This is a genomic window from Corynebacterium poyangense, assembly GCF_014522205.1.
GTDB lineage: Bacteria > Actinomycetota > Actinomycetes > Mycobacteriales > Mycobacteriaceae > Corynebacterium > Corynebacterium poyangense.
In genome coordinates this window covers 258,615-277,529 of sequence record NZ_CP046884.1, presented here as the reverse complement: position 1 = coordinate 277,529, position 18,915 = coordinate 258,615, and the positions used below count along the sequence as shown (strand labels likewise).

General features: G+C 54.4%; 18 protein-coding genes, 1 tRNA gene, 1 other RNA gene and 1 pseudogene. 7 read left to right on the top strand and 14 right to left on the bottom strand.

Features of this window, described 5'->3' with window-relative positions:
• Positions 1 to 18: 18 nt before the first annotated feature.
• The 8 genes from recR to ffs form a co-directional block, all read right to left on the bottom strand.
• Positions 19 to 675, bottom strand: a complete 657-nt coding sequence (gene recR / locus GP475_RS01315; protein WP_187974872.1) for a recombination mediator RecR — start codon at positions 673 to 675, stop codon at positions 19 to 21.
• 114 nt (positions 676 to 789) lie between these two features.
• A complete protein-coding gene (locus GP475_RS01310; protein ID WP_187974871.1) occupies positions 790 to 1,119 on the bottom strand; it encodes a YbaB/EbfC family nucleoid-associated protein in 330 nt (109 codons plus the stop codon).
• Between the two features lie 73 nt (positions 1,120 to 1,192).
• On the bottom strand, positions 1,193 to 1,600 hold the full coding sequence (locus tag GP475_RS01305; protein ID WP_187974870.1) for an NUDIX hydrolase: 408 nt from the start codon (positions 1,598 to 1,600) through the stop codon (positions 1,193 to 1,195).
• A gap of 187 nt (positions 1,601 to 1,787) precedes the next feature.
• Positions 1,788 to 3,947: a DNA polymerase III subunits gamma/tau gene (locus GP475_RS01300; protein ID WP_187974869.1), complete on the bottom strand. Its 2,160-nt coding sequence runs from the start codon at positions 3,945 to 3,947 to the stop codon at positions 1,788 to 1,790.
• A 20-nt stretch (positions 3,948 to 3,967) separates the two neighbouring features.
• Positions 3,968 to 4,558, bottom strand: coding sequence for a DUF421 domain-containing protein (locus GP475_RS01295; RefSeq protein WP_187974868.1), 591 nt, complete (start codon positions 4,556 to 4,558; stop codon positions 3,968 to 3,970).
• Complete coding sequence (locus tag GP475_RS01290) at positions 4,555 to 5,154, bottom strand: suppressor of fused domain protein (protein ID WP_187974867.1); 600 nt, start codon at positions 5,152 to 5,154, stop codon at positions 4,555 to 4,557. Before GP475_RS01290 ends, GP475_RS01295 begins: the two co-directional genes overlap by 4 nt.
• A gap of 8 nt (positions 5,155 to 5,162) precedes the next feature.
• Positions 5,163 to 6,434: an aminotransferase class I/II-fold pyridoxal phosphate-dependent enzyme gene (locus tag GP475_RS01285; protein ID WP_187974866.1), complete on the bottom strand. Its 1,272-nt coding sequence runs from the start codon at positions 6,432 to 6,434 to the stop codon at positions 5,163 to 5,165.
• A gap of 65 nt (positions 6,435 to 6,499) precedes the next feature.
• Positions 6,500 to 6,596: signal recognition particle sRNA small type (gene ffs / locus GP475_RS01280), an RNA gene on the bottom strand.
• 199 nt (positions 6,597 to 6,795) lie between these two features.
• Between ffs and GP475_RS01275 the strand changes: the two genes are divergently transcribed.
• Positions 6,796 to 6,884, top strand: a tRNA-Ser gene (locus GP475_RS01275).
• Between the two features lie 64 nt (positions 6,885 to 6,948).
• Here the strand turns inward: GP475_RS01275 and GP475_RS01270 are convergent.
• Positions 6,949 to 7,452: a hypothetical protein gene (locus GP475_RS01270; protein ID WP_187974865.1), complete on the bottom strand. Its 504-nt coding sequence runs from the start codon at positions 7,450 to 7,452 to the stop codon at positions 6,949 to 6,951.
• Positions 7,453 to 7,698: 246 nt separating this feature from the next.
• On the opposite strand from GP475_RS01270, the gene GP475_RS01265 reads away from it, so the two are divergent.
• Together GP475_RS01265 and GP475_RS01260 are read left to right on the top strand one after the other, a co-directional pair.
• Positions 7,699 to 8,715: a pyridoxal-phosphate dependent enzyme gene (locus GP475_RS01265; RefSeq protein WP_224400224.1), complete on the top strand. Its 1,017-nt coding sequence runs from the start codon at positions 7,699 to 7,701 to the stop codon at positions 8,713 to 8,715.
• Positions 8,715 to 11,726, top strand: a complete 3,012-nt coding sequence (locus GP475_RS01260) for an FAD/NAD(P)-binding protein (RefSeq protein WP_187974864.1) — start codon at positions 8,715 to 8,717, stop codon at positions 11,724 to 11,726. The genes GP475_RS01265 and GP475_RS01260 overlap by 1 nt, the downstream gene beginning before the upstream one ends.
• A gap of 18 nt (positions 11,727 to 11,744) precedes the next feature.
• Here the strand turns inward: GP475_RS01260 and GP475_RS01255 are convergent, their stop codons facing one another.
• From GP475_RS01255 to GP475_RS01245, 3 genes are read right to left on the bottom strand one after another with little or no spacing between them, the layout of a single operon-like run.
• Positions 11,745 to 12,527, bottom strand: coding sequence for an ABC transporter ATP-binding protein (locus GP475_RS01255; RefSeq protein ID WP_187974863.1), 783 nt, complete (start codon positions 12,525 to 12,527; stop codon positions 11,745 to 11,747).
• A complete protein-coding gene (locus tag GP475_RS01250) occupies positions 12,524 to 13,600 on the bottom strand; it encodes a FecCD family ABC transporter permease (protein WP_187974862.1) in 1,077 nt (358 codons plus the stop codon). Before GP475_RS01250 ends, GP475_RS01255 begins: the two co-directional genes overlap by 4 nt.
• On the bottom strand, positions 13,600 to 14,649 hold the full coding sequence (locus GP475_RS01245; RefSeq protein WP_187974861.1) for an ABC transporter substrate-binding protein: 1,050 nt from the start codon (positions 14,647 to 14,649) through the stop codon (positions 13,600 to 13,602). Before GP475_RS01245 ends, GP475_RS01250 begins: the two co-directional genes overlap by 1 nt.
• A 370-nt stretch (positions 14,650 to 15,019) precedes the next feature.
• Between GP475_RS01245 and GP475_RS01240 the strand changes: the two genes are divergently transcribed.
• Positions 15,020 to 15,394: a cytochrome P450 family protein gene (locus tag GP475_RS01240; RefSeq protein WP_187974860.1), complete on the top strand. Its 375-nt coding sequence runs from the start codon at positions 15,020 to 15,022 to the stop codon at positions 15,392 to 15,394.
• Positions 15,395 to 15,483: 89 nt separating this feature from the next.
• On the top strand, positions 15,484 to 15,927 hold the full coding sequence (locus tag GP475_RS01235; RefSeq protein WP_223144672.1) for a cytochrome P450: 444 nt from the start codon (positions 15,484 to 15,486) through the stop codon (positions 15,925 to 15,927).
• A gap of 149 nt (positions 15,928 to 16,076) precedes the next feature.
• Here the strand turns inward: GP475_RS01235 and GP475_RS01230 are convergent, their stop codons facing one another.
• A complete protein-coding gene (locus GP475_RS01230) occupies positions 16,077 to 16,598 on the bottom strand; it encodes a DNA translocase FtsK 4TM domain-containing protein (protein WP_187974858.1) in 522 nt (173 codons plus the stop codon).
• A gap of 203 nt (positions 16,599 to 16,801) precedes the next feature.
• Between GP475_RS01230 and GP475_RS01225 the strand changes: the two genes are divergently transcribed.
• Positions 16,802 to 17,290: an L-tyrosine/L-tryptophan isonitrile synthase family protein gene (locus GP475_RS01225; RefSeq protein ID WP_394367422.1), complete on the top strand. Its 489-nt coding sequence runs from the start codon at positions 16,802 to 16,804 to the stop codon at positions 17,288 to 17,290.
• A gap of 15 nt (positions 17,291 to 17,305) precedes the next feature.
• Complete coding sequence (locus tag GP475_RS01220) at positions 17,306 to 17,656, top strand: hypothetical protein (RefSeq protein ID WP_187974856.1); 351 nt, start codon at positions 17,306 to 17,308, stop codon at positions 17,654 to 17,656.
• A 24-nt stretch (positions 17,657 to 17,680) separates the two neighbouring features.
• On the opposite strand, the pseudogene GP475_RS01215 reads toward GP475_RS01220, so the two are convergent.
• Positions 17,681 to 18,905, bottom strand: a pseudogene (locus tag GP475_RS01215) (MFS transporter).
• Positions 18,906 to 18,915: the final 10 nt, after the last annotated feature.

Genomic DNA, 18,915 nt, shown 5'->3' with positions numbered 1-18,915 from the left:
AACACCCAACCACGGCAGCTATAGCTTCAAACGGCCGGAAAGAGCCCTGGATAAGGTCAGCTCATCGACAAACTCTAAGTCTCCGCCCAACGGCATACCCGAAGCTAGACGGGTAATGTCCAGATCAGGAAACTCCCGCATGAGCCGGACTAAATACGCTGCCGTGGCCTCTCCCTCAGTATTCGGGTCAGTAGCTAAAATGACTTCCTTAATAGTTGGGGGCGAGTCATAAAGCGGGTTATCCGGAGTAGACGCCGGCAACTCGCGGTCCGGCAACACCCCGGCAATGCGCTGCATCAAGGTGCTGATATTAAGATCCTTGGGGCCAATATTAGAAAGTGGATCTAAGGCGCCACCTAAGACGTGATAGCGACCATGAAACTCACCGGTCCGCTCAATGACCTGAATGTCTTTAGGCTCTTCCACCACGCAAATAGTGCTGGGGTCCCGCTGAGAATCCGCACAAATTCGGCACACCTTGCCTTGGGACACATTGCCGCAGATCCGGCAAAAATTCACGCCGTGGCGAACATCAAGCAACGAGTGAGCTAGTCGCTCTACGTCATCTGGATCAGTATTCATCAAATGGAAAGCAATACGTTGAGCACTCTTAGGCCCCACCCCGGGCAAACGGGAAAGCTCATCAATGAGGTCTTGAAGCGGCCCTTCAAACATGTGCTCTATCAACTTCCTTCAGTGCTTACTCATGGCGTCAAAAGACCCCCGTGCCCAAAATAAGCACCGGGGGCATCCGTGAATAACTAGCAGTATAAACCGCCTAGCGCCACCTTATTGGAACAGGGAACCCATGGCGTCATCGCCGAAGCCCTGGGACAACGGCCCCATCTTTTCCTCCGCAAGCTGCGCCACTTTACGGTGAGCATCAGCAAAAGCACCCTGAACCAAATCCTGCAACGTATCTACGTCTTCAGGATCAACTACTTGAGGATCAATCTTGACTTCAGATACTTCACCATTGCCAGACATGGTGACACTGACCAAACCATTTCCGGCAGTGCCTTCCACCTGTGAAGCTAGAATTTCCTGCTGGGCTGCCTGGAGCTGAGCCTGCATCTGCTGGGCCTGCTGCAGCAACTGATTCATATCTGGCTGAGTCATGTTGTACTTCCCCTCATGAGATCACGTATAGATCACAGTGAATCGTCGATCATTTATCTTGTCTCCGGCGATTCTACTCATGACCGCCGGAGGATTGCCACAGTGCTCCACCCACCAGGTATCTATTACTCAAGTCGGCAATATGAGGATCCGGACCGTTACTGACCGGCCACCAAATAAGCTCTGCAATCTCAGCGGCTATGTGAGGGTGAATATGCTCAGTCGTGCTCCAGGCCTGAGCCACTACGGTTTGATCCGGTTCATTAGCCGCCTGAGCATTGAACTCCCCCAGGAAAGTTAAACGCTGCGGATCAAGCTCTACCTGGAGCTCCTCCGCGCACTCCCGGATAATAGTGTCAGAAGAAGACTCACCGGGTTCCGGCTTGCCGCCGGGAAACATGAATTTCTGTGTATTTCTTTTCCGCACCAACAGAACATGCTCATCTTGTTCATAAATCAAACAATGGACATGAATAGCCACAACCCTAACTTAAAGCACGAGCAAAGCTAAGGCTAGCGGCTAGCGGTCCTCCCAAGAATATAAAAGGAATAAAACTCCCCGGATAACAATTCGCTGCTGGTCAGACCACTGAGGATGACATAACCGTTAAGGTAAGCCGGGAATGGTGGTCAATATCATCCAGCACCTTTTATATCTGGCGCATTCATCATAAGGGTTTAGCGCCAAGCTCCTTTTCCAGCAACTCCATCGCTATTTCCATAGAATCTCGATGATCCAATTCCCCGCGGCCTTCCGCCGCCTCTCGAATCATCTCTTCTTCCTGGTCAGCTTCACCATATTCAGCCTGAGGCTCAGCGGATTGAGTGTCGTGAGTATTCTCTAACTCCTCCCCTTCCGGTGGAATGCTTTCATCATCAACCGGTTCAGGGGGCAGCGGAACACCGTTATTGAACTGTCCTTGTTGCTGCGCATGGGCTCTAGCTCGTTCACCTATTTGTTGCCACCGAGGTCTAGCATCCCGTTGATCTGGTTTCTTTTCCGCCTCGCCCTGGTGTTCACCACGCTGCGAGGTCGGCGCTTTTTCTACGGAATCTGGTTCTGATCCTCCCAGCTTCGCCGGCTGGCCCCACCCCTCTGCTGCTCGTTGGGCCATGGTTCGCCTAGCTATGGGTCTCTCAGACTCCTGTGCTGGCTGACTCCGGGTCTGATGCTCCCGCGGTCGAGCTTCCGGTCTGGTTTGAGGCGCTCCAGTGCCCACCTGGCAATGGACTTTCACCTCAATTCCCAGCGTATCTTTCAACACACCAGAAATAACGTCGCTTTTCACCGGATCATTTAAACGCGCTGCCAGCGCCCCGGTATTATGCCCCAGCACTAAGGTGTCATCGTTAATCCCCAGCACTTTTGCCTCGGTGAGCATGATCTCCACGACCCGCTCGCGTCGCCCCACTTCTGCCCGGATCTTATTCCACTGCTGGCGAATCTGTTCCGCAACGTCCTCAGCATTACGGCTCGACGCCTGCTCCTGCGGCGGTTTCGCCGGTTCAGGCTGTTTCTCTGGCTGCGGTGCAGAGTCTTTCTTCTGGTCCCTAGTACTCGGCGATTGCTGTTCCTGAGGTTGTTCTGCCTGCCTGGCAGCGGCTTCTGCTGTTTCTCTGGCTCGACGCTGAGACGGGCGCTCATAACGAGGTTTCTGCTCCGCGGCCTTATCCCCCTGAGGTGCTGGTGAGGCAGGGGCTAACAACGCCGGGGTGGACGTCGAGCCGCTGGAAACCACCGGCATTAACAAATGAGCGCACAGAATTTCCAAGAGCAATCGTGGCGCTGTAGCTCCGCGCATATCAGAGATCCGCCCATTGACGGTATTAGCCAGCTGAGCTAACTGCCCTGGAGCAAACTTGTGGGCTTGCTCCTGAAGAATTGTTTGCCGAGCGGCAGGGGCGTCAACCAGGCCTAAGGAAAATGCCTCTGGGACTGTCTGCAACACCATCAAATCCCGAAGCCTATTTAGCAAGTCGGTCACAAAACGTCGAGGATCATGTCCCGCCTCAATCACCTCATCCACTGTGGTGAACATGGCCGCAGCATCCTGGGTTGCCAAGGCATCTATAGCCGCGTCAATAAGAGATAGATCGGTGACTCCGAGCAGCGGAAGGGCCATCTCATAGCTCAAACCCTCTGGGCCGGAACCGGCTAAGAGCTGGTCAAGGATGGAAAGAGAATCTCGTGGTGAGCCCCCTCCGGCTTGAATAATGAGCGGATACACCGAGTCTTCAACATGAACCCCCTCTGATTCAACGGTGCGTTGAAGTAACCCGCGCATCGCTTGGGGGGTGAGCAACCGAAACGGATAGTGATGGGTTCGGGAGCGAATAGTCCCGATCACTTTTTCTGGTTCTGTGGTCGCAAAAATAAAAATGAGGTGCTCTGGTGGTTCTTCCACCACCTTTAATAGGGCATTTGATCCCGCGTTGGAGATCATGTGCGCCTCGTCAATGATGAACACCCGGTAGCGAGACTCCGCCGGTGCATAATAGGCTCGGTCTCTGAGCTCTCGCATGTCCTCCACCCCGTTGTGGCTGGCGGCATCAAGCTCCGTCACATCCAGATTTCCGGGTCCGCCCGGGGCGAGGGCTCGGCACGAAGCGCACTGACCACACGGCGTGGAGGTCGGACCGTGTTCACAGTTCAACGAACGGGCCAAAATCCGTGCTGATGAGGTTTTCCCGCACCCGCGAGGACCGGAAAATAAATAGGCGTGATTAATCCGCCCAGAGTCCAAAGCCACCGAGAGGGGTCGGGTGACCTGCTCCTGTCCAACAACTTCCGCAAAAGTAGAGGGGCGATATTTCCGATAAAGAGCCACGCCTTGAGCCTACCTGGTGATCAGTGTTGAGCTTCAGGCGCTTCATGAGCATATTCCGCCGCTCCCACCACTCCAGCGAGGATAGCCGGGTCATAGGGCTGGTCAGCTCGAATAATAGAGAGGGTGCCGCTGGATTCAAGGATCATGTAGCGCACTTGAGAAAGCTGAGTTAAACCATTGCGCCTCAAAAACACCGCGATGTCTTCTCGGGAAACCCGCGCTTTGCGCTGTAATTGAGGGATAGCTTTGCCGTGGGCAACGATGAGTACTGGATCTACCCGGAAAATTCCGTGGTCGCTGCGGCGTCGGGCATAGCGCCTGATCCGGCCGAAAACTAGTTCCATGATGACGAGGGTGCACAGGCCAATAGCTCCGGCGGCAAGGCTTGGCGGCTCGCCGATAATGACACGGCCAGCCACCGCACCGAACATCACCACCACTACGGCTTCTAAGGACGTCGTGGCGGTCAAGATGCGCTGACCAAAGAGCCTGGTAAGGAGAAGGAAGACGAGGTAGATAGAGATAGCAGACACCATGACAATAGGGATTCGCCACGGTTCAATCCCTAATCCGTGCACCAGGGCTGCGCCCCACCCTTGTTCCGGAGTCATCGTGTCCAGTCCAAAAGATCAACGCCAGAATGTTGCAGCTCTGTTTGCAACTCGCCAACACCATAGGTGCGAGCGTATTGTGCTTCTGCGTCCGTCAGCATGATTAGCTGCAGCATCACCGTTAAGCGATCCTTTTCTACCAGCTGCGGAATCTGAGGCCCCCACACATAGGGCACGGCTAAAAGAACATGCCGGACTGTGCAGCCCGGAACATCGACCGGCTCCGGAAGAAGCTGCCCAGGTTGTGCCGGAATGGGGGTGCGGTGTTCTTGGGCACGACGCAACATCACGGCGGTTTGGGTCAGCGGCTCTACAATGAGCTCCTCAGGAGGCATCGTTGACGAATCTGTGGTCCCAGAACCGGTGGCCCCGTTGAGCCGAGCAAGGGTAAAGATTTCGCTGCGCACCGGAGTGCCGGAATGAGGGCCGTCGGTGGCTACCAAACCAGTGTTCACCTCTGCGAAGTTCCTGGTACAAGCCACAAATTGCTGTTGCCCAAGATCACCAACAGCCAGCTGAAAACCGGCGACCTCACCGATGGATAATTCGGCCGGGAACAAACTGTTGATCCAGTATGTCGTGGCTTCAAGATCCATGGCTACAACTAAGCTCCGAGTTTTTCTACAGCGGCAAGCAAGGCACAGGTAGCCACGCCATCCATAGCGGTGGCGATTTCCTCCTCCGGGGGCAAAGATGGTGCCAGCCGGATATTCCGGTCATGCGGATCATGGTGCAACGGGAAAGAAGAACCCGCCCCGGTTAGCGCAATGCCGGCGTCTTTCGCTAGCTGGACAGTACGAGCCGCAGTGCCGTCGAGAACATCCAGAGAGATGAAGTATCCACCCTCCGGTTTGGTCCAGGTCGCAAACTCATATTCTCCTAGGCGATCATCCAAGATTTGCAGAACCCGCTCAAACTTCGGAGCCAGAGACCCGGCGTGTTTAAGCATGACGGCGCGGACCCCATCCGCACTGCCAAAATATCGGGCGTGGGCTAATTGATTGATCTTATTGGGGCCAATTCCTCGGACTCCGGCGAGGCTGGAGTACCAGGCCAGGTTCTCCGGCGAGGAGGCAAAAAACGCCACCCCAGCTCCGGCGAAGGTAATTTTCGACGTGGAGGACATGCACCAAAAGCGGTTGGGGTTACCGGCTTCCTCCGCCATCCGGATGACGTTATAAATCGGCGGGAAGGTGTCGGTCAGAGTGTGAACAGCATAGGCGTTGTCCCACACAATCCGGAAGTCTTCGGCACCGGTTTCCATGCTGGCTAATTCCCGGCACACCTGCTCAGAGAAGGTGATTCCGGTGGGGTTGCCGAAAACCGGCACGCACCACATTCCTTTGACCTGGGGGTCAAGAGCTAGTTCCCGGACCGCCTCCATGTCTGGGCCGTCCTTAGTCATGGGAACAGTGACCATCTCTACCCCAAGGGTTTCGGTGATGGTGAAGTGGCGATCATACCCAGGGACCGGGCAAATCCAGCGGACTTTCTCCTCATCTTTCCACGGGCGAGTGGAGTCATTATTACCGAAGAGGAAGGACCAGGAAATAAGGTCAAACATGATATTCAGGCTGGAAGAATCCTGCGCATACACCAGTTCAACGGGAACTCCCAGAAGCTCCGCCCAGAGGGAACGGATGTCTGTTATTCCTTTTAAGTTTCCGTAATTCCGACAATCAGTGCCGTCGGCTGCTAAATAGTCATCCTCTCCCGGGAGCGACAGGAGAGATTGAGCAAAATCAAGTTGCTCAGAAGAAGGCTTGCCACGGGTTAAATCTAAGTTCAAGTTTTTAGCTTTGAGCTCCTGATAGTGGGAGCGAACATCAGCAGCTAAATCTTTGAGCTGCTCTGGGGTCAGATCACGTAGTGACATTCAGGGGCACCTTCCGGACGGTTCCTCATTTTGATTGCTCACTACAACCATAGACCCCTAGACCCAAAAAGGGGACCTCGCGCACCCGGTAGAGCTCGTTGACCCTTGCTGCATTCCTGCCCTGGGGGAGTTCACAAGATACACGCCGCGCGAGATCCTGTCCGCTACCTTACCCGTCTTCGGCGCCTCCACCAAAACTTCTCTCCCGGCACGCCTATTTTCCACTATTTTTAGGCACACGATCTTCGCTACCTTCCTGCCAACTCCCGCCTCGGTTGGGGTTGACCGGCTAATTTGCGAGGAGCATGACATACTGTGTACCCTCTCATGAGTACGCAGCGGTGAATGCTGTTGCGCGACAGGAGGATTCGACTAGCGGCCTATGTCACACGCCTGGAACGCGTGCGGGGTTCACGCCCCTCGTGGGTTCAAATCCCACATCCTCCGCCATCGGAAAAGTCCCCACCTCTGGAGTGGGGACTTTATTTTTTAGCAGGAGTTTCGGATCTGCAATCTATCCGGCGTTGAGATGCGAGATGACGCAATCGGTTCCCTGGCTTGTGAGCTGCTGGCAAAAATTCGACGCAGTGCCGGCGTCGCTGACGAGGTATCCCACACAGTAGTTCGCATTACATTGTCCGGGCGAAAAATTACCTCCAGGAATAACCGTGGTCCCCGGGTTATCCTGCGCAACCTTATTAGCACCAGCCTCTCGGTTATACGCGCCGATCCACACCATAATGTTGGAGTGATTACCACGCGGAGGAATCTGCAATTGAGCTTCTTGCGGTTCTTCCACCCGTTCAGTTTCGGTAACAGTCACCCGAGCAGTAGTAGGCTCCGGAACGGAGGAACTTTCACTACTAGTCGTCACTTTCGACGTTGAACTGGTGACTTCGCTACTGCGTGCAGAAGCGGCAGAATCATACGAAGAATTATTTTTGGTTGACAAAATCGCAGCCAATATCCCGACGGCAATAACCAAAATGGCGACAATTCCACCAAGAATCAAAACCATAGAATTTGCCAAGATTCTAAAACAAAATTGACATTGCGCTAGGTGACTTCTCCCCCTGTTCTCAGCGAGATACTAAAAACCCGGTTTCCCTCTGCTACTCCCCTTCGTGAATTTTTCCTATGGGGCACCATAGAAAACGTGGCTTCCTAGCCTTAAAACCCCAAGAAACCCCTTCTTGGACTTCAGAATTTTAGCTTAACCTGTACTTATAAGCATTCTTTTAACTCTTAACCTATGATGATGCTTATGCCTTCTCCCCTTATGGCGGACCTTGCAGAAAATATATCGGCAACTATCGGACATACCCCTCTCGTCAAACTTCAGCGCATCCCCTTAGCTCACGGTGTATCGCTCTACGCAAAACTGGAATATTTCAATCCTGGCGGTAGCGCAAAAGATAGAACCGCCGCCGCACTCATCAAAAACGCCCAAGAAAACGGGATACTTCATCCCGGCACGCCCATCGTGGAATCAAGTTCCGGAAACCTCGGCATCGCCCTTGCCCGGGAAGCTCTCCTCGGCGGATGGGAATTCCATTGCGTCGTTGATGATCGGATCAATACGACAACCTTGAAATACCTTTCCGCTCTAGGTGCCCACATTCACCAGGTGGCTACCCAGCCAGATCCAGAGTTTGACCGTCTAGCTGCACGTCGAGCTAAAGTCGCCGAACTATTGGCAGCCATACCTGGCGCCGTCACAATGGATCAATATGGCAACCAAGCCGCCTTTGAGGCTCACGCCTCAGGCACAATGTCTGAGATCCTTTCTTCCTTAGGAACTACCCCAGACGCACTCTACGTGGCTATCAGCACCACCGGGACTCTCGGAGGGTGCCGACGCAGACTTGAGCAAGCCCAAGCAAAAACCAAGGTTGTTGCGGTAGATGCCGAGGGCTCTGTCCTCTATGGTGGCTGCCGGGGACAACGACATCTTCCCGGTTTTGGTGCCGGAGTTACCCCTGAGTTATCCAGATTCGTGACCCCAGATACTCTCCAAAGAATCCCTGACATCTACTCCGTCGCTGGTGCCCGATTCCTGGCTCGAAAGGAAGGAATAGTGGTAGGAGCTTCAGCAGGAGCAGTGACCGCAGCGATCCTCGAAGACCGCTCCCACTTTCAAGAACAAGAGCAGGTGGTAGCTATTTTCCACGATGGAGGAACACCCTATATGGACACTATTTTTGATGACGCCTGGGTTGAACATCATCTTGGCGCCAGCGTCGAGGACCTAGAGAAGCTAATGGAAAAATGGGAGCACTAATGTCGGCTATTCGTATTGCCATTGTGGGAGCTGGACCGCGCGGATTATGGGCAGCAGAAGAAGCCACCCAACAATCCTATGAGCGCGGAGTGCCGGTGAAGATCGAGGTTTTTGACCCCGGTTTACCCTCCCCCGATGCTCCCCATCAGTGGGCGATAGGCGCACGAGGGGCGTACCGCGTAGCGCAACCCCAGAGCTGGCGCCTCAACGTCATCTCCAGCGTGATACAGTCCCGGCTTTCTAGCTTTGACCAGTGGCGAAAGACCCATCACCCGGAGATTGATTCACCTTCGGATCCTTTCCCACCTCGCTATCTGGTGGGCGCTTTCCTGCGAGACTCCTGGATGAGGCTCGACAAGACATTGCCGTCGGGATCGACGCTGGTTTTCCATCCCCACCGTATTGCCTCTGTTCACCACTCTAGAGAAGACAACACCTGGACTTTAGAAACTTCCGATCACACCATCACCGCAGCTTTTGATGAGGTTTTGTTATGCACCGGCCACGCGGACACCTGGCCTGGCGCGCTAGCGGCTAGCTATCACGGCCCCATCCCACTGTTGGGGACCGCCCATGACCAAAACACCTATGCCTGCGTCGAACCTCATTCGCACCTAGCAGTACGCGGTGCTGCCTTGAGTTTTATTGACGTAGCGTTGTCATTAACCGAAGGTCGCGGCGGGAAGTTTATTCCCCAACCAGATAACACCCTGCGCTACCAAGCCAGTGGGAATGAACCCGCCTCTTTGATCCCGTGTAGCCGCCATGACCGATTGATGGAAGTAAAAGCCGACGTCAATAGCTCATGGGCGCGTCTTGATCGCGAAGATATTATGTCCGAGGCACAATTCCAGGTCTCTCAGGCGCATGACTTCAGCCAGGTCATTGACATTATTGAAAACACTGCGCAACAACTAGGCGCAAGGACAGGACACACACCATCCCCGTGGCCTGCTACTGCGGAAGAGCAATTTCGACTATCTATTGCCGTTGCTGAAGGCACCGCGCCTCCTACCGTCCAATGGCTGCGCGGCTTAAGCTGGCGCGAGGTCTACCCCGCGGTGATTCAGTGGGTAGCCCGCATAAGATCGATTCACGCCGGAGATCTTCCCACCCAGCACCACCTGCTCGCGGGGCTAAAAGACTATGCAAGGGAATTAGAGCCATTAGCGTTTGGCCCCCCACTAGATAGCGCTAAGAAAATCTTGGCACTGATTGACGTTGGGATTATCCAGTGTTCGTTCTTGGGGCGAGCAGACGAACTCCTTTCCGAAGAGTTCGACGTCTCCTCGTTGCCGGTTGATGGGATCATCGACGCAGTGATTGCTCCTCCGGGAGTCAATCCCGGCACCCTTGAGCACCAGCTCTGCGAGGTGGGTTTAGCCCAGGTGGACTCAGCCACCTCCGCACTCATCACCAATGATGACGGCAGTCTCCCCGGCGCGGAATCTCTAGCGGTGATTGGACGGGCGACGGAACTGTATATCTTGGGCAATGACACCCTCTCGCGCACGTTGCACCAAGTTATTCCCCGATGGTCGAAAGCCGTGTTTACCCGGGCTGAGCAGAAACGCAATCTCAGCTCCGCTGACTCCCCAACGTGGGTGCAACAATATCAGGTGGAGGGGATTCCACCCCTTGAGCCGCGGTTAGCGGAGTGGATGAGGAAGATCCCCGACGCCGGAGAGTTGTGTTCCCGTCTCATCGAAGAATATGGGTCCCCAGTTAACCTCATTAATCCAGCCCCGCTGAGCATCAACGCCGCAGAATTCCAGCGTGCCGGCGCTGAGCTAGGTATAGATGTTCGCGTGTTTTTTGCCCGTAAAGCCAACAAAGCGCTGGGCCTAGTTGAAGAAGCTCTCCGAAGCGGACATGGCATTGACGTCGCCAGCCTCCGAGAACTAGAGCAAGTCCTTCGCGTGGGTGTTCCCGGCGAACGGATTATTGTTAGCGCAGCTATTAAAACTCACGAGCTGTTACATCTAGCAATATCCAACGCATGCGCAATTTCAGTGGATTCAACCAGCGAGCTCCACCGCATTGCCGATACCGCACGAAGCCTAGGGGTGCCAGCAAGGATCGCTCCGAGGGTGGCCGTTTCTCCGCAGAAGGTGCCGCCAACCCGCTTTGGAGAGCGCAGTACCGTATGGCGTCGCCAACTTGCTGCTCCCCTAGCCCCAGAACTACAGCTCTGTGGCTTCCATGTTCATCTCCACGGCTATGCGGCCCAGGATCGTGCCGTCGCCATACTTGAATGCCTAGATATCATCACTGATCCAGGCGTTGATTCTTCCGCCCTGGAGTTTATTGACATCGGTGGAGGTGCCCCGATGTGTTATCTAGAAAACCAGCATCAATGGCAGCATTGGCTTCAGGCTCAACAGGCCATGGCACAACGGCATATTGCACCGTTTACGTGGAAGGGTGAAATCCTCACCGAAACCTATCCCTACTATCAACAGCCCGTGCGTGGCCAGTGGCTCCAGGAGATTCTTAGCTATCGTCCACCTCATGGTCGCTATCACGCTCACACCATTGCCCAATGGTTAAACCAACTGAATCTACGTCTTCACCTTGAACCGGGGCGTAGCCTGCTCGATGGCTGCGGCCTCACTATCGCTGAAGTGATGTTTCTCAAGCACCGTTCCGACGGTGTTCCGCTCATCGGCGTCGGAATGAACCGTACTCAGTGTCGTTCTACCTCGGCAGACTTCCTGGTTGACCCGATACTTATTCGTCACCAGAAAACACCTGCTCCCACCGCTGCGGTAGAGGGTTTTATGGTAGGGGCGTACTGCATTGAAGATGAGTTGATCTTTAAACGTGCTCTGCGGTTTCCCCAGGGTGTTCAGGTTGGAGATTTCTTAGCCATCCCCAATACCGGAGGCTATTTGATGCATATTTTAGAAAGTGCTTCTCACCAGATCCCGCTGGCAAAAAATCTTATTGTGGATCCTCGCAAGAATCCCTGGGAAGTCCGACTTGATGCCATAGATACCCCGTCAGATTAGATGAGGAACTCAAGACGGCTACGAATACTTAAGAGCAATGGTGCGTTGTCCGCCTTCCTCGCCCAACACATGCGCACGGACCCCAAAGACTCGCTCAATGAGCTCTGGAGTCAACACTTCTATAGGGCGGCCGTGAGCGGCCACCTGTCCGGAGTCAAGGACATACAAATAGTCACACAGTGCCACAGCCACGTTGAGATCATGGATACTGAGCACAGTAGTTTGGCGACATTGCCGAATGATGCGAACCAGATCAACTTGGTGGCGCAGATCTAGATGGTTAGTGGGCTCATCTAAAATCAATACCTCTGCTTGCTGAGCCAACGCCCGGGCAAGTAACACCCGCTGCCGCTCGCCACCTGATAGTTCCTCAAAAACCCGGTTGCGCAGATCTGCTATTCCTACGGTGTGTAACGCAGAGGTGATGATCTCTTTGTCCTTTATGGTTTCCGACGCGAAGGAACCGTGATGCGGTATCCGTGCCATAGCCACGATGTCATAGACTCGCAGCCCAAAGGCGCTGTGGCGTTCTTGAGGAACAGCAGCAATAAGGCGCGCCATTGCGGAGCTTCTTAATCTCGCTATATCCTGCTCCGCTACCACAACTGTGCCGCGATCTAGCTTGAGGTGTCGATACATGGCCCGTAGGAGAGTGGTTTTCCCGGAACCGTTGGGCCCAATAATTCCGGTTACCGCACCTGGCGCCGCATAAAGACTAACGTCCGCTACCCCAGCGCCGCCAGAAAATTTTACCGATACCTCACGGACGTCAACCCCGGTATCTCCTTCGTGCTTGGTCATGGTTTCCTTTTCCTAGCGAGTAGCAGCAGTAACAGAGGTGCACCTAAGACCGCGGTGAGGACATTGATGGGAAGTTCTTGCCCAACCGTCTGGGCGGCAACCCGGCAGAGCACGTCAACCCACACCAGGAGAGTAGCTCCTAGCGCAGCAGATATAGGCAAGAGCACTCGGTGATTTGCGCCCACTAAGAACCGACCGAGGTGTGGGATAAGGAGGCCAACAAAGCCGATGGCTCCAGATACGGCAACAATGGCTCCGGTCATCAGGCTGGTAACAAGGAACACCGATGTTCTCACCGAGCCCGGATGCACCCCGACTGCCAACGCTGTTTCATCACCTAGAAGCAAGGCGTTGAGTTTCTTCGCTAATCCGAACAAGATGATGCCGCCGAGGAGAGTTACCCCTAAAGTAATGGGGATCTGCGGCCACGTTGCACCCGCTAATGATCCCATGAGCCAATAGAGCACACTTCGGGTTTGTTCTTGCTGGTCGGTTCGTAAGACTAAGAAACTCGTGGCGGCAGAGAAAAGTTGTCCTACAGCTACCCCGGCGAGGATGAGGGTGAGTGGGTCTCCGGCGGGTGCGGCGACGGTATTAAAACCTCCGAGAGCGCTGGTGCAGAGCCACACGAGGATAAGCGCTAGGAGCGCACCGAGGAAGGCGGCGAGGGCGGGGAGCAGGCTAAAGGTTAGTGTTGAGGAGGTGGCTGTGGCTAGGGCGGAGCCACCAAAAACTAGAAGACAGGTTGTTCCTAGACTCGCGCCGGCTGAGGTTCCCAGGAGGTAGGGATCTGCCAGGGGGTTTCTGACGAGTGCTTGGACAGCTACCCCGACAAGTCCCAGTCCAGCTCCGACGACGGCAGCCAGGATTGGCCGGGGAAGGCGGATGTGCCAGATAATGATTTCTGCGCTGCCTGGATGCAAGTCGTGTCCACTGAGCCCAAGGTAAAGGGCACGCCAAACCGAGGTCAGGGGGAGATCAGTGGTTCCCCACACCGCCCCCGCCGCGATTCCGGAGAGCAGCAAGAGGCAGAGTCCGGCTATAAGTCCGACACCAGAAACCCGGGATCGCATTAGTGAGTAGCTTTCGCCAGCGTTCGGATGGCGTGGGAATTCTCCACCCCAGGCAGAGTGGTGTCTTCGGCAGACAGCCGGATGATGTGGCTGTTCTTAACGGCTCGAAGATCTTTGGTCCGCGGATCGTTATGGAGAAAATCTAGCGCTGATTTCCAGTCTTCGTCTTGTGCTTCTGTAGAAGGCTTACGACGCAAAGCTACCTGAATATAGTCAGGGTCAGCGGCAACGACGTCTTCCCAGGTGACCGGGAACATATCTTGGTCATGGTCAGCGAAAACATTCTCTACCCCGGCTAATTGATAAACAGCATTGGCAATCTGTTTATTGCCGATAGTGACCATCCCCCGCGCGGTGGTATCCGGCGAGAAGTAGAAAACTCGTGGCCGAGGTGAATCCTGATGTTCCAACCCAAATTCTTCTTGGGTAGCCGTTATCTCCTTCTTCATCTGGTCAATAAGCTCCTCAGCCCGAGAATGTTGTTCATACATGTTCCCCAACAGCGCTATATCCTCATACACCTGATCCAGATTTTCCCGCGGCCCTGGAAGAACACGCGCACAGGCTGAAGAGTGCAATAACACCTGAACCATGTTGGCTCGTTGGAAATCTTGACCGGTGGGGGTGTCACCTTGCATATTCTTCATCTGCCCAAAGGCGTCGACGTACACCTCAGCACCGCTGGTAAGAAGTGTTTCCTTGGGGATTCCACCCTCCCCCAAACTGGGAATGCTTTCTGCCTCGTGGCGAATATCCTCGGGCAGAGAAGATAAACCCCGCGACCAACCGGTACCGATAATCCGGTCTTGCGCACCCAACCTTATCCCCAGTTCCGCAGCAGCGCTATTAGCTGTCACTGTCTTTTGTGGGGCCTGGTCAATGATGCTGGGGTGGCCTTCACAATCCTTCACCGTCATAGGAAACCCAGTGTTATCCTGCTGCGGGGCACCACTTTCTTCCTGCGGAGAGGAATTGTTTGTACAAGCAGTCAGGGCTAGCACGAAGCTCAGGCTTAACGCGCAATATTTCGTCGAGAAACGGCGGGACACAAGTTACTCCTCATTGTTGCCAGTCCACTCACCACGAGGCACAACATCACGTGCTGGTGTAGTTACGAGCCCTGACCCTAACAAACGTCCGCCACTATGCACGGCCAAAGAATTTTTTATCCCCTACGCAGCAAAGTTTTTTCACAGTGAGTTCTGGCATGTAGTTAAGGAATATCAAGAAAAAGGTTACCCTCATCGCGGTGTCACCATCTGGGGTTAGCAGGGAACTAAATGCCTTCAGTATCCGACTACTCTCTCGATACTTGTCAATATAACCGCATTGACCTGGGATAATGATCAATTTTAGGATTCTGCTAAGAAATCTGTGACCCTACGGAACTTTTCTTTATAACTTCCCGACAGTTCGGGTATGACGTCTAGCGCACAACGCCCACACGGTCAACCAGACCCCAGCTTGCCCCGAACTTTCTTAGGTGATGAAAGCTATCACGCCTGCCCCTATCACCTTTTCCAAAAACTACAAGACGCCGGCGCAGTGCATCCAGTAGATTTTCCTGCCGTTCACGCCTGGCTTATCACTAACTATGACGTTGCCCGAGGCATTATGCGGGACCCGCGTATTTCTAAGGATCACCGCTACGCCAGCGAATACTTCCTCCACCATGCTTCGATCATGCCTGAACCGCAGCACTCGGAACTGCAGGTTCATCTTCTTCACGTGGATGATGAACGCCATGACGTCATGAGGCCACTTGTTGCTGAACCGCTATCTGCTCGGCGGTAGAAAAACTTCGCCCCCAGATCACAGCACATATTCAAACACTTATTGAGCAGCTGCCCTCCCACGCCACTCATCGCAACCCCGTAGACCTCGTGTCGCACTTCGCCGCTAAACTCCCTCTCCTGGTGCTGGCAGACGCTATTGGTCTTCCTGCTCAATTCCGCGACGCTTTCCGCGCTGAATGGTGCAGTGTCGTTGCCCCGGTTGGGCCAGAGCACCCAGAGCGACACATCTATGAGCGACGCCTCCAGCAACTGCAAGAATTTATCTTCGACCTGGTAACTGCACTGGAAGATCCCACCCAAGAACCTGGTCCAGAGCACAGCATTGTAGAAAATATTGTGTTTGCAGCTTCTCACGGAGTTATTACTCCCGAAGAACGCAACTCTATGATCTTCCAGCCAACAGTCTTTGCCAGTGTCGGCTGGGGTGTCGAGACTGGGGCAGCTACAGGAGTTGTTGGCGGAGTCGTAGTCTGCTCAGAATCCTCCCTCGGATCTCTGTGTTCCACCGGATCCGAGTGCTCACTTTGCTGATAAGCACGAGCGCTTGCCACCCAGCGTTGATGCGTTTGGGCAACGGGATCGTCCGATGATAGCTCTACTGTGGGATCTTCCCCACCACCTGCAGAATTATTGTTTCGGGATAAACCGCGGCAGCTGGCGTCGCCCCGAATAATCCAGTTTCAGTGTCTGCTCCTGGGCAGATGCGGCTGAAAAACCCCGCTTTTTGAGGTGGAGCGACGCCTGGGAGCTCGACGCGGTATAGCTACTGTGGGCGCGGTGGTGTGGGAGGGATCCTTACCAGCGGCACGTTCCTCTAATTCGAAATCCACGTGGCCGTAACGGTCATCGTCATCTGATTCCTCTTCTGAGGAGGAACCTTGGATCAGTTCTTTGATGACGTTGACAAATTCTCGGGTGGTAATGCCTGTGGCTTTGAGTGCGCCATAGACTAATACCAAAGCCAGAATCGGGACCGCCAAATAGGTGCTAAATCCTAGAGACAGGGGACCGCCTATGACCGCCCCGATTATGCCTCCGGCGCGGCCGCGGCCAGTGCTGTCAATTGGATTGCCAGCAAAAACGTGAATAAGTGCCAGCATGGCCAACACAATAATGGCGACACCGAGGGTGCCTTGGGCGCGATGCGGAATATCGCGAAGTTTGTTGAGCATGAGGGCGATAGCAAAGACCACGAGCGCCACCGGAAGAATCAGGCGCCTGCCCCGATGAGGAAATGAGCTCCGGTGTCAATGGCTTCGCCTACTGGCCCTGCGACGTCGAACCATACGGATGCGCCTAAGACAACGGCTATTCCAATGAGGCTAAGACCTAGGCCATCGGAGTGCTCATCGATCCAGGAGAAAAAGGATTCTGAGTGAGGCGGTTGAGCCGATAGTTCTTCTGGCTGGATGAGGGGTGGAGTGAATCTGTGAGCCAGTTGCGAGCGAAAGTGAAAGAGGATGAAGAGATTGCTCGGGTACTCTGCGGCATGACGAGGTTTATGTGTGCGGACCAGGAAGAAGAATTAGCTGCGCTTACACCGTCGGCTCGACGTCGGGAAGCTAAGCGTCGAGCCTATCGGGTATTAAGCAGAAGCAGAGCCTGGGGTACTGTTGTTCAGTCGCATTTTCCTCGCGCTCTTCGGCTCAGTATTCACCCGCAGCCCGTAGGGGCGGAAAAGTTTGGGATTCAGCTTATTCGCTGTGCCGGAACGTGGACAACGCCTTGGCATTCGGTGGTCTTATATCACCGAGATGGAACCCCGGAACTCGTTCGCCACGATCAAGCTCAACATGTCGGTGAAGCGGTAGTGAAAGTGGATGAAGACCACAGTGGTAACTCCATTGCTCACGTAATGTATTACCAAGAACCAGCATTGGTCAACGCGTACTAACCTAAAATGGTCAGTATGGAACCCTATGACATCAACGCCGGCCGGTTTTATCTTAGAGCCTTGCATGGTCAATCTACTTTTGATGACACAGCTACCTTTAGCGCACTCATCCCCGCATCCCCATTGCAGGATTTAAATGATGCCGAATCCGGCTGGATGGAAGACAAGCTTTATAGCTGGGCGGTGTGCGAACAAACCTCCCCTGATCTTCTGGCTTTGGTGACCTTAGACGCCGCGGGGGAGATTAAAACCTACACCCCAGGCTCTCCGGATACGTTATGGGAAAAGAACCAAGACCTAGGACCGGTGACGTTAGGGCAAGCAGCGAAGGTGGGGTATCAAACGGTCGCCGAAAACGCTGACTAACAGCACGCTTCTTTTCCTTATCTCTTAGCGCCGGCAGGAAAATCCGGCGCAAGAAGACTGTTGTGTCAACGCCGGTAGTGTTTCTCTGCCACCTAGGATCCAGCAACTCAGGGAAAAGAGAGACACCATTCCGCAGATACCAAAACCCCAGCCAAAGCCAACCCACTCAGCAATGGCGGATGGAAACCGAAATCCTGCGCCATCTGGAAGTTCGCTAACACCTTACCGCCGGACCGATCCGCCCCCACAACATCGGCGATGACGGCTTGTTGGGCTGGATTGTAGATTCCTGAACCGGCCCCGGATAGAGCGGATAAGAGAAGAACACTCCACACGTGGTGCGCTAAACCAAGGACCCCGGTGAACAGCGCGTTCATTGCTAAACCTGCAATAAGTAGTGGTCGTCGGCCTATGTTGTCGGATAATCTTCCAGAAAATTGCAGGCAGACAGCATTTCCTAGAGCGAAAGCAGCCATTGCTAAACCCGCTATGGCGCCATCGTGGCGGAAGATGGCAGCGGCGAACAGCGGAAGGATAGCAACGCGTACCCAAAATTAGACCAACCTGTTGAAAACGCACTGAGCAGGGCACAGCGGTAGGCGGGATCGCGGAAAGCCTCGCGGAAACGCATCGGAGGTTGTGGGGTGTTTGTGACTGGTTTAGCGCCTATGCGGCGCGGCATTTTCAGTGTCACTACCAAAGCCGCGCACAGCACCCCTACGCCGTAGATAAAGAAAGGCCAACGCATTCCTAGACCAGATAGCGCAGCTCCCAGGAGCGGACCAATAATGTTGCCGATGAGGAAAGCCGAGGCGTACATCGAGGAGCACCGGCCGCGAATGTCGGTGGGGGCTAGGCGGATAATCAACGCCATGGCGGACACGGTGAACATCGTGGAGCCGATTCCGGCGATGCCTCGGAGAAGGATGATCTGCCCGTAGTGTTGGACAAGGGAAACACCGGCGGTGGTGGTGCCTACCGTGATTAACCCGGTTACATAGACTTTTCGGGTGCCTAGGAAATCTATGAGTTTGCCGCTTAGTGGGGCAAAGACCAGGCGAGAGAAAGAAAAGATTGAAACCACGGCGCTGGCGGCTGCCATGCTGACATCGAAGCTGCGGGCAAATTGCGGAATGATGGGGGCGATGAGCCCATAACCCAAGGCAATAATAAAAGCCGCCGATATTAATACCCATATTTCCGGCGGAATTTTCTTGGTCACGTTAGTCACAGGCTCCCTTTCGCATATCTTTCTATGC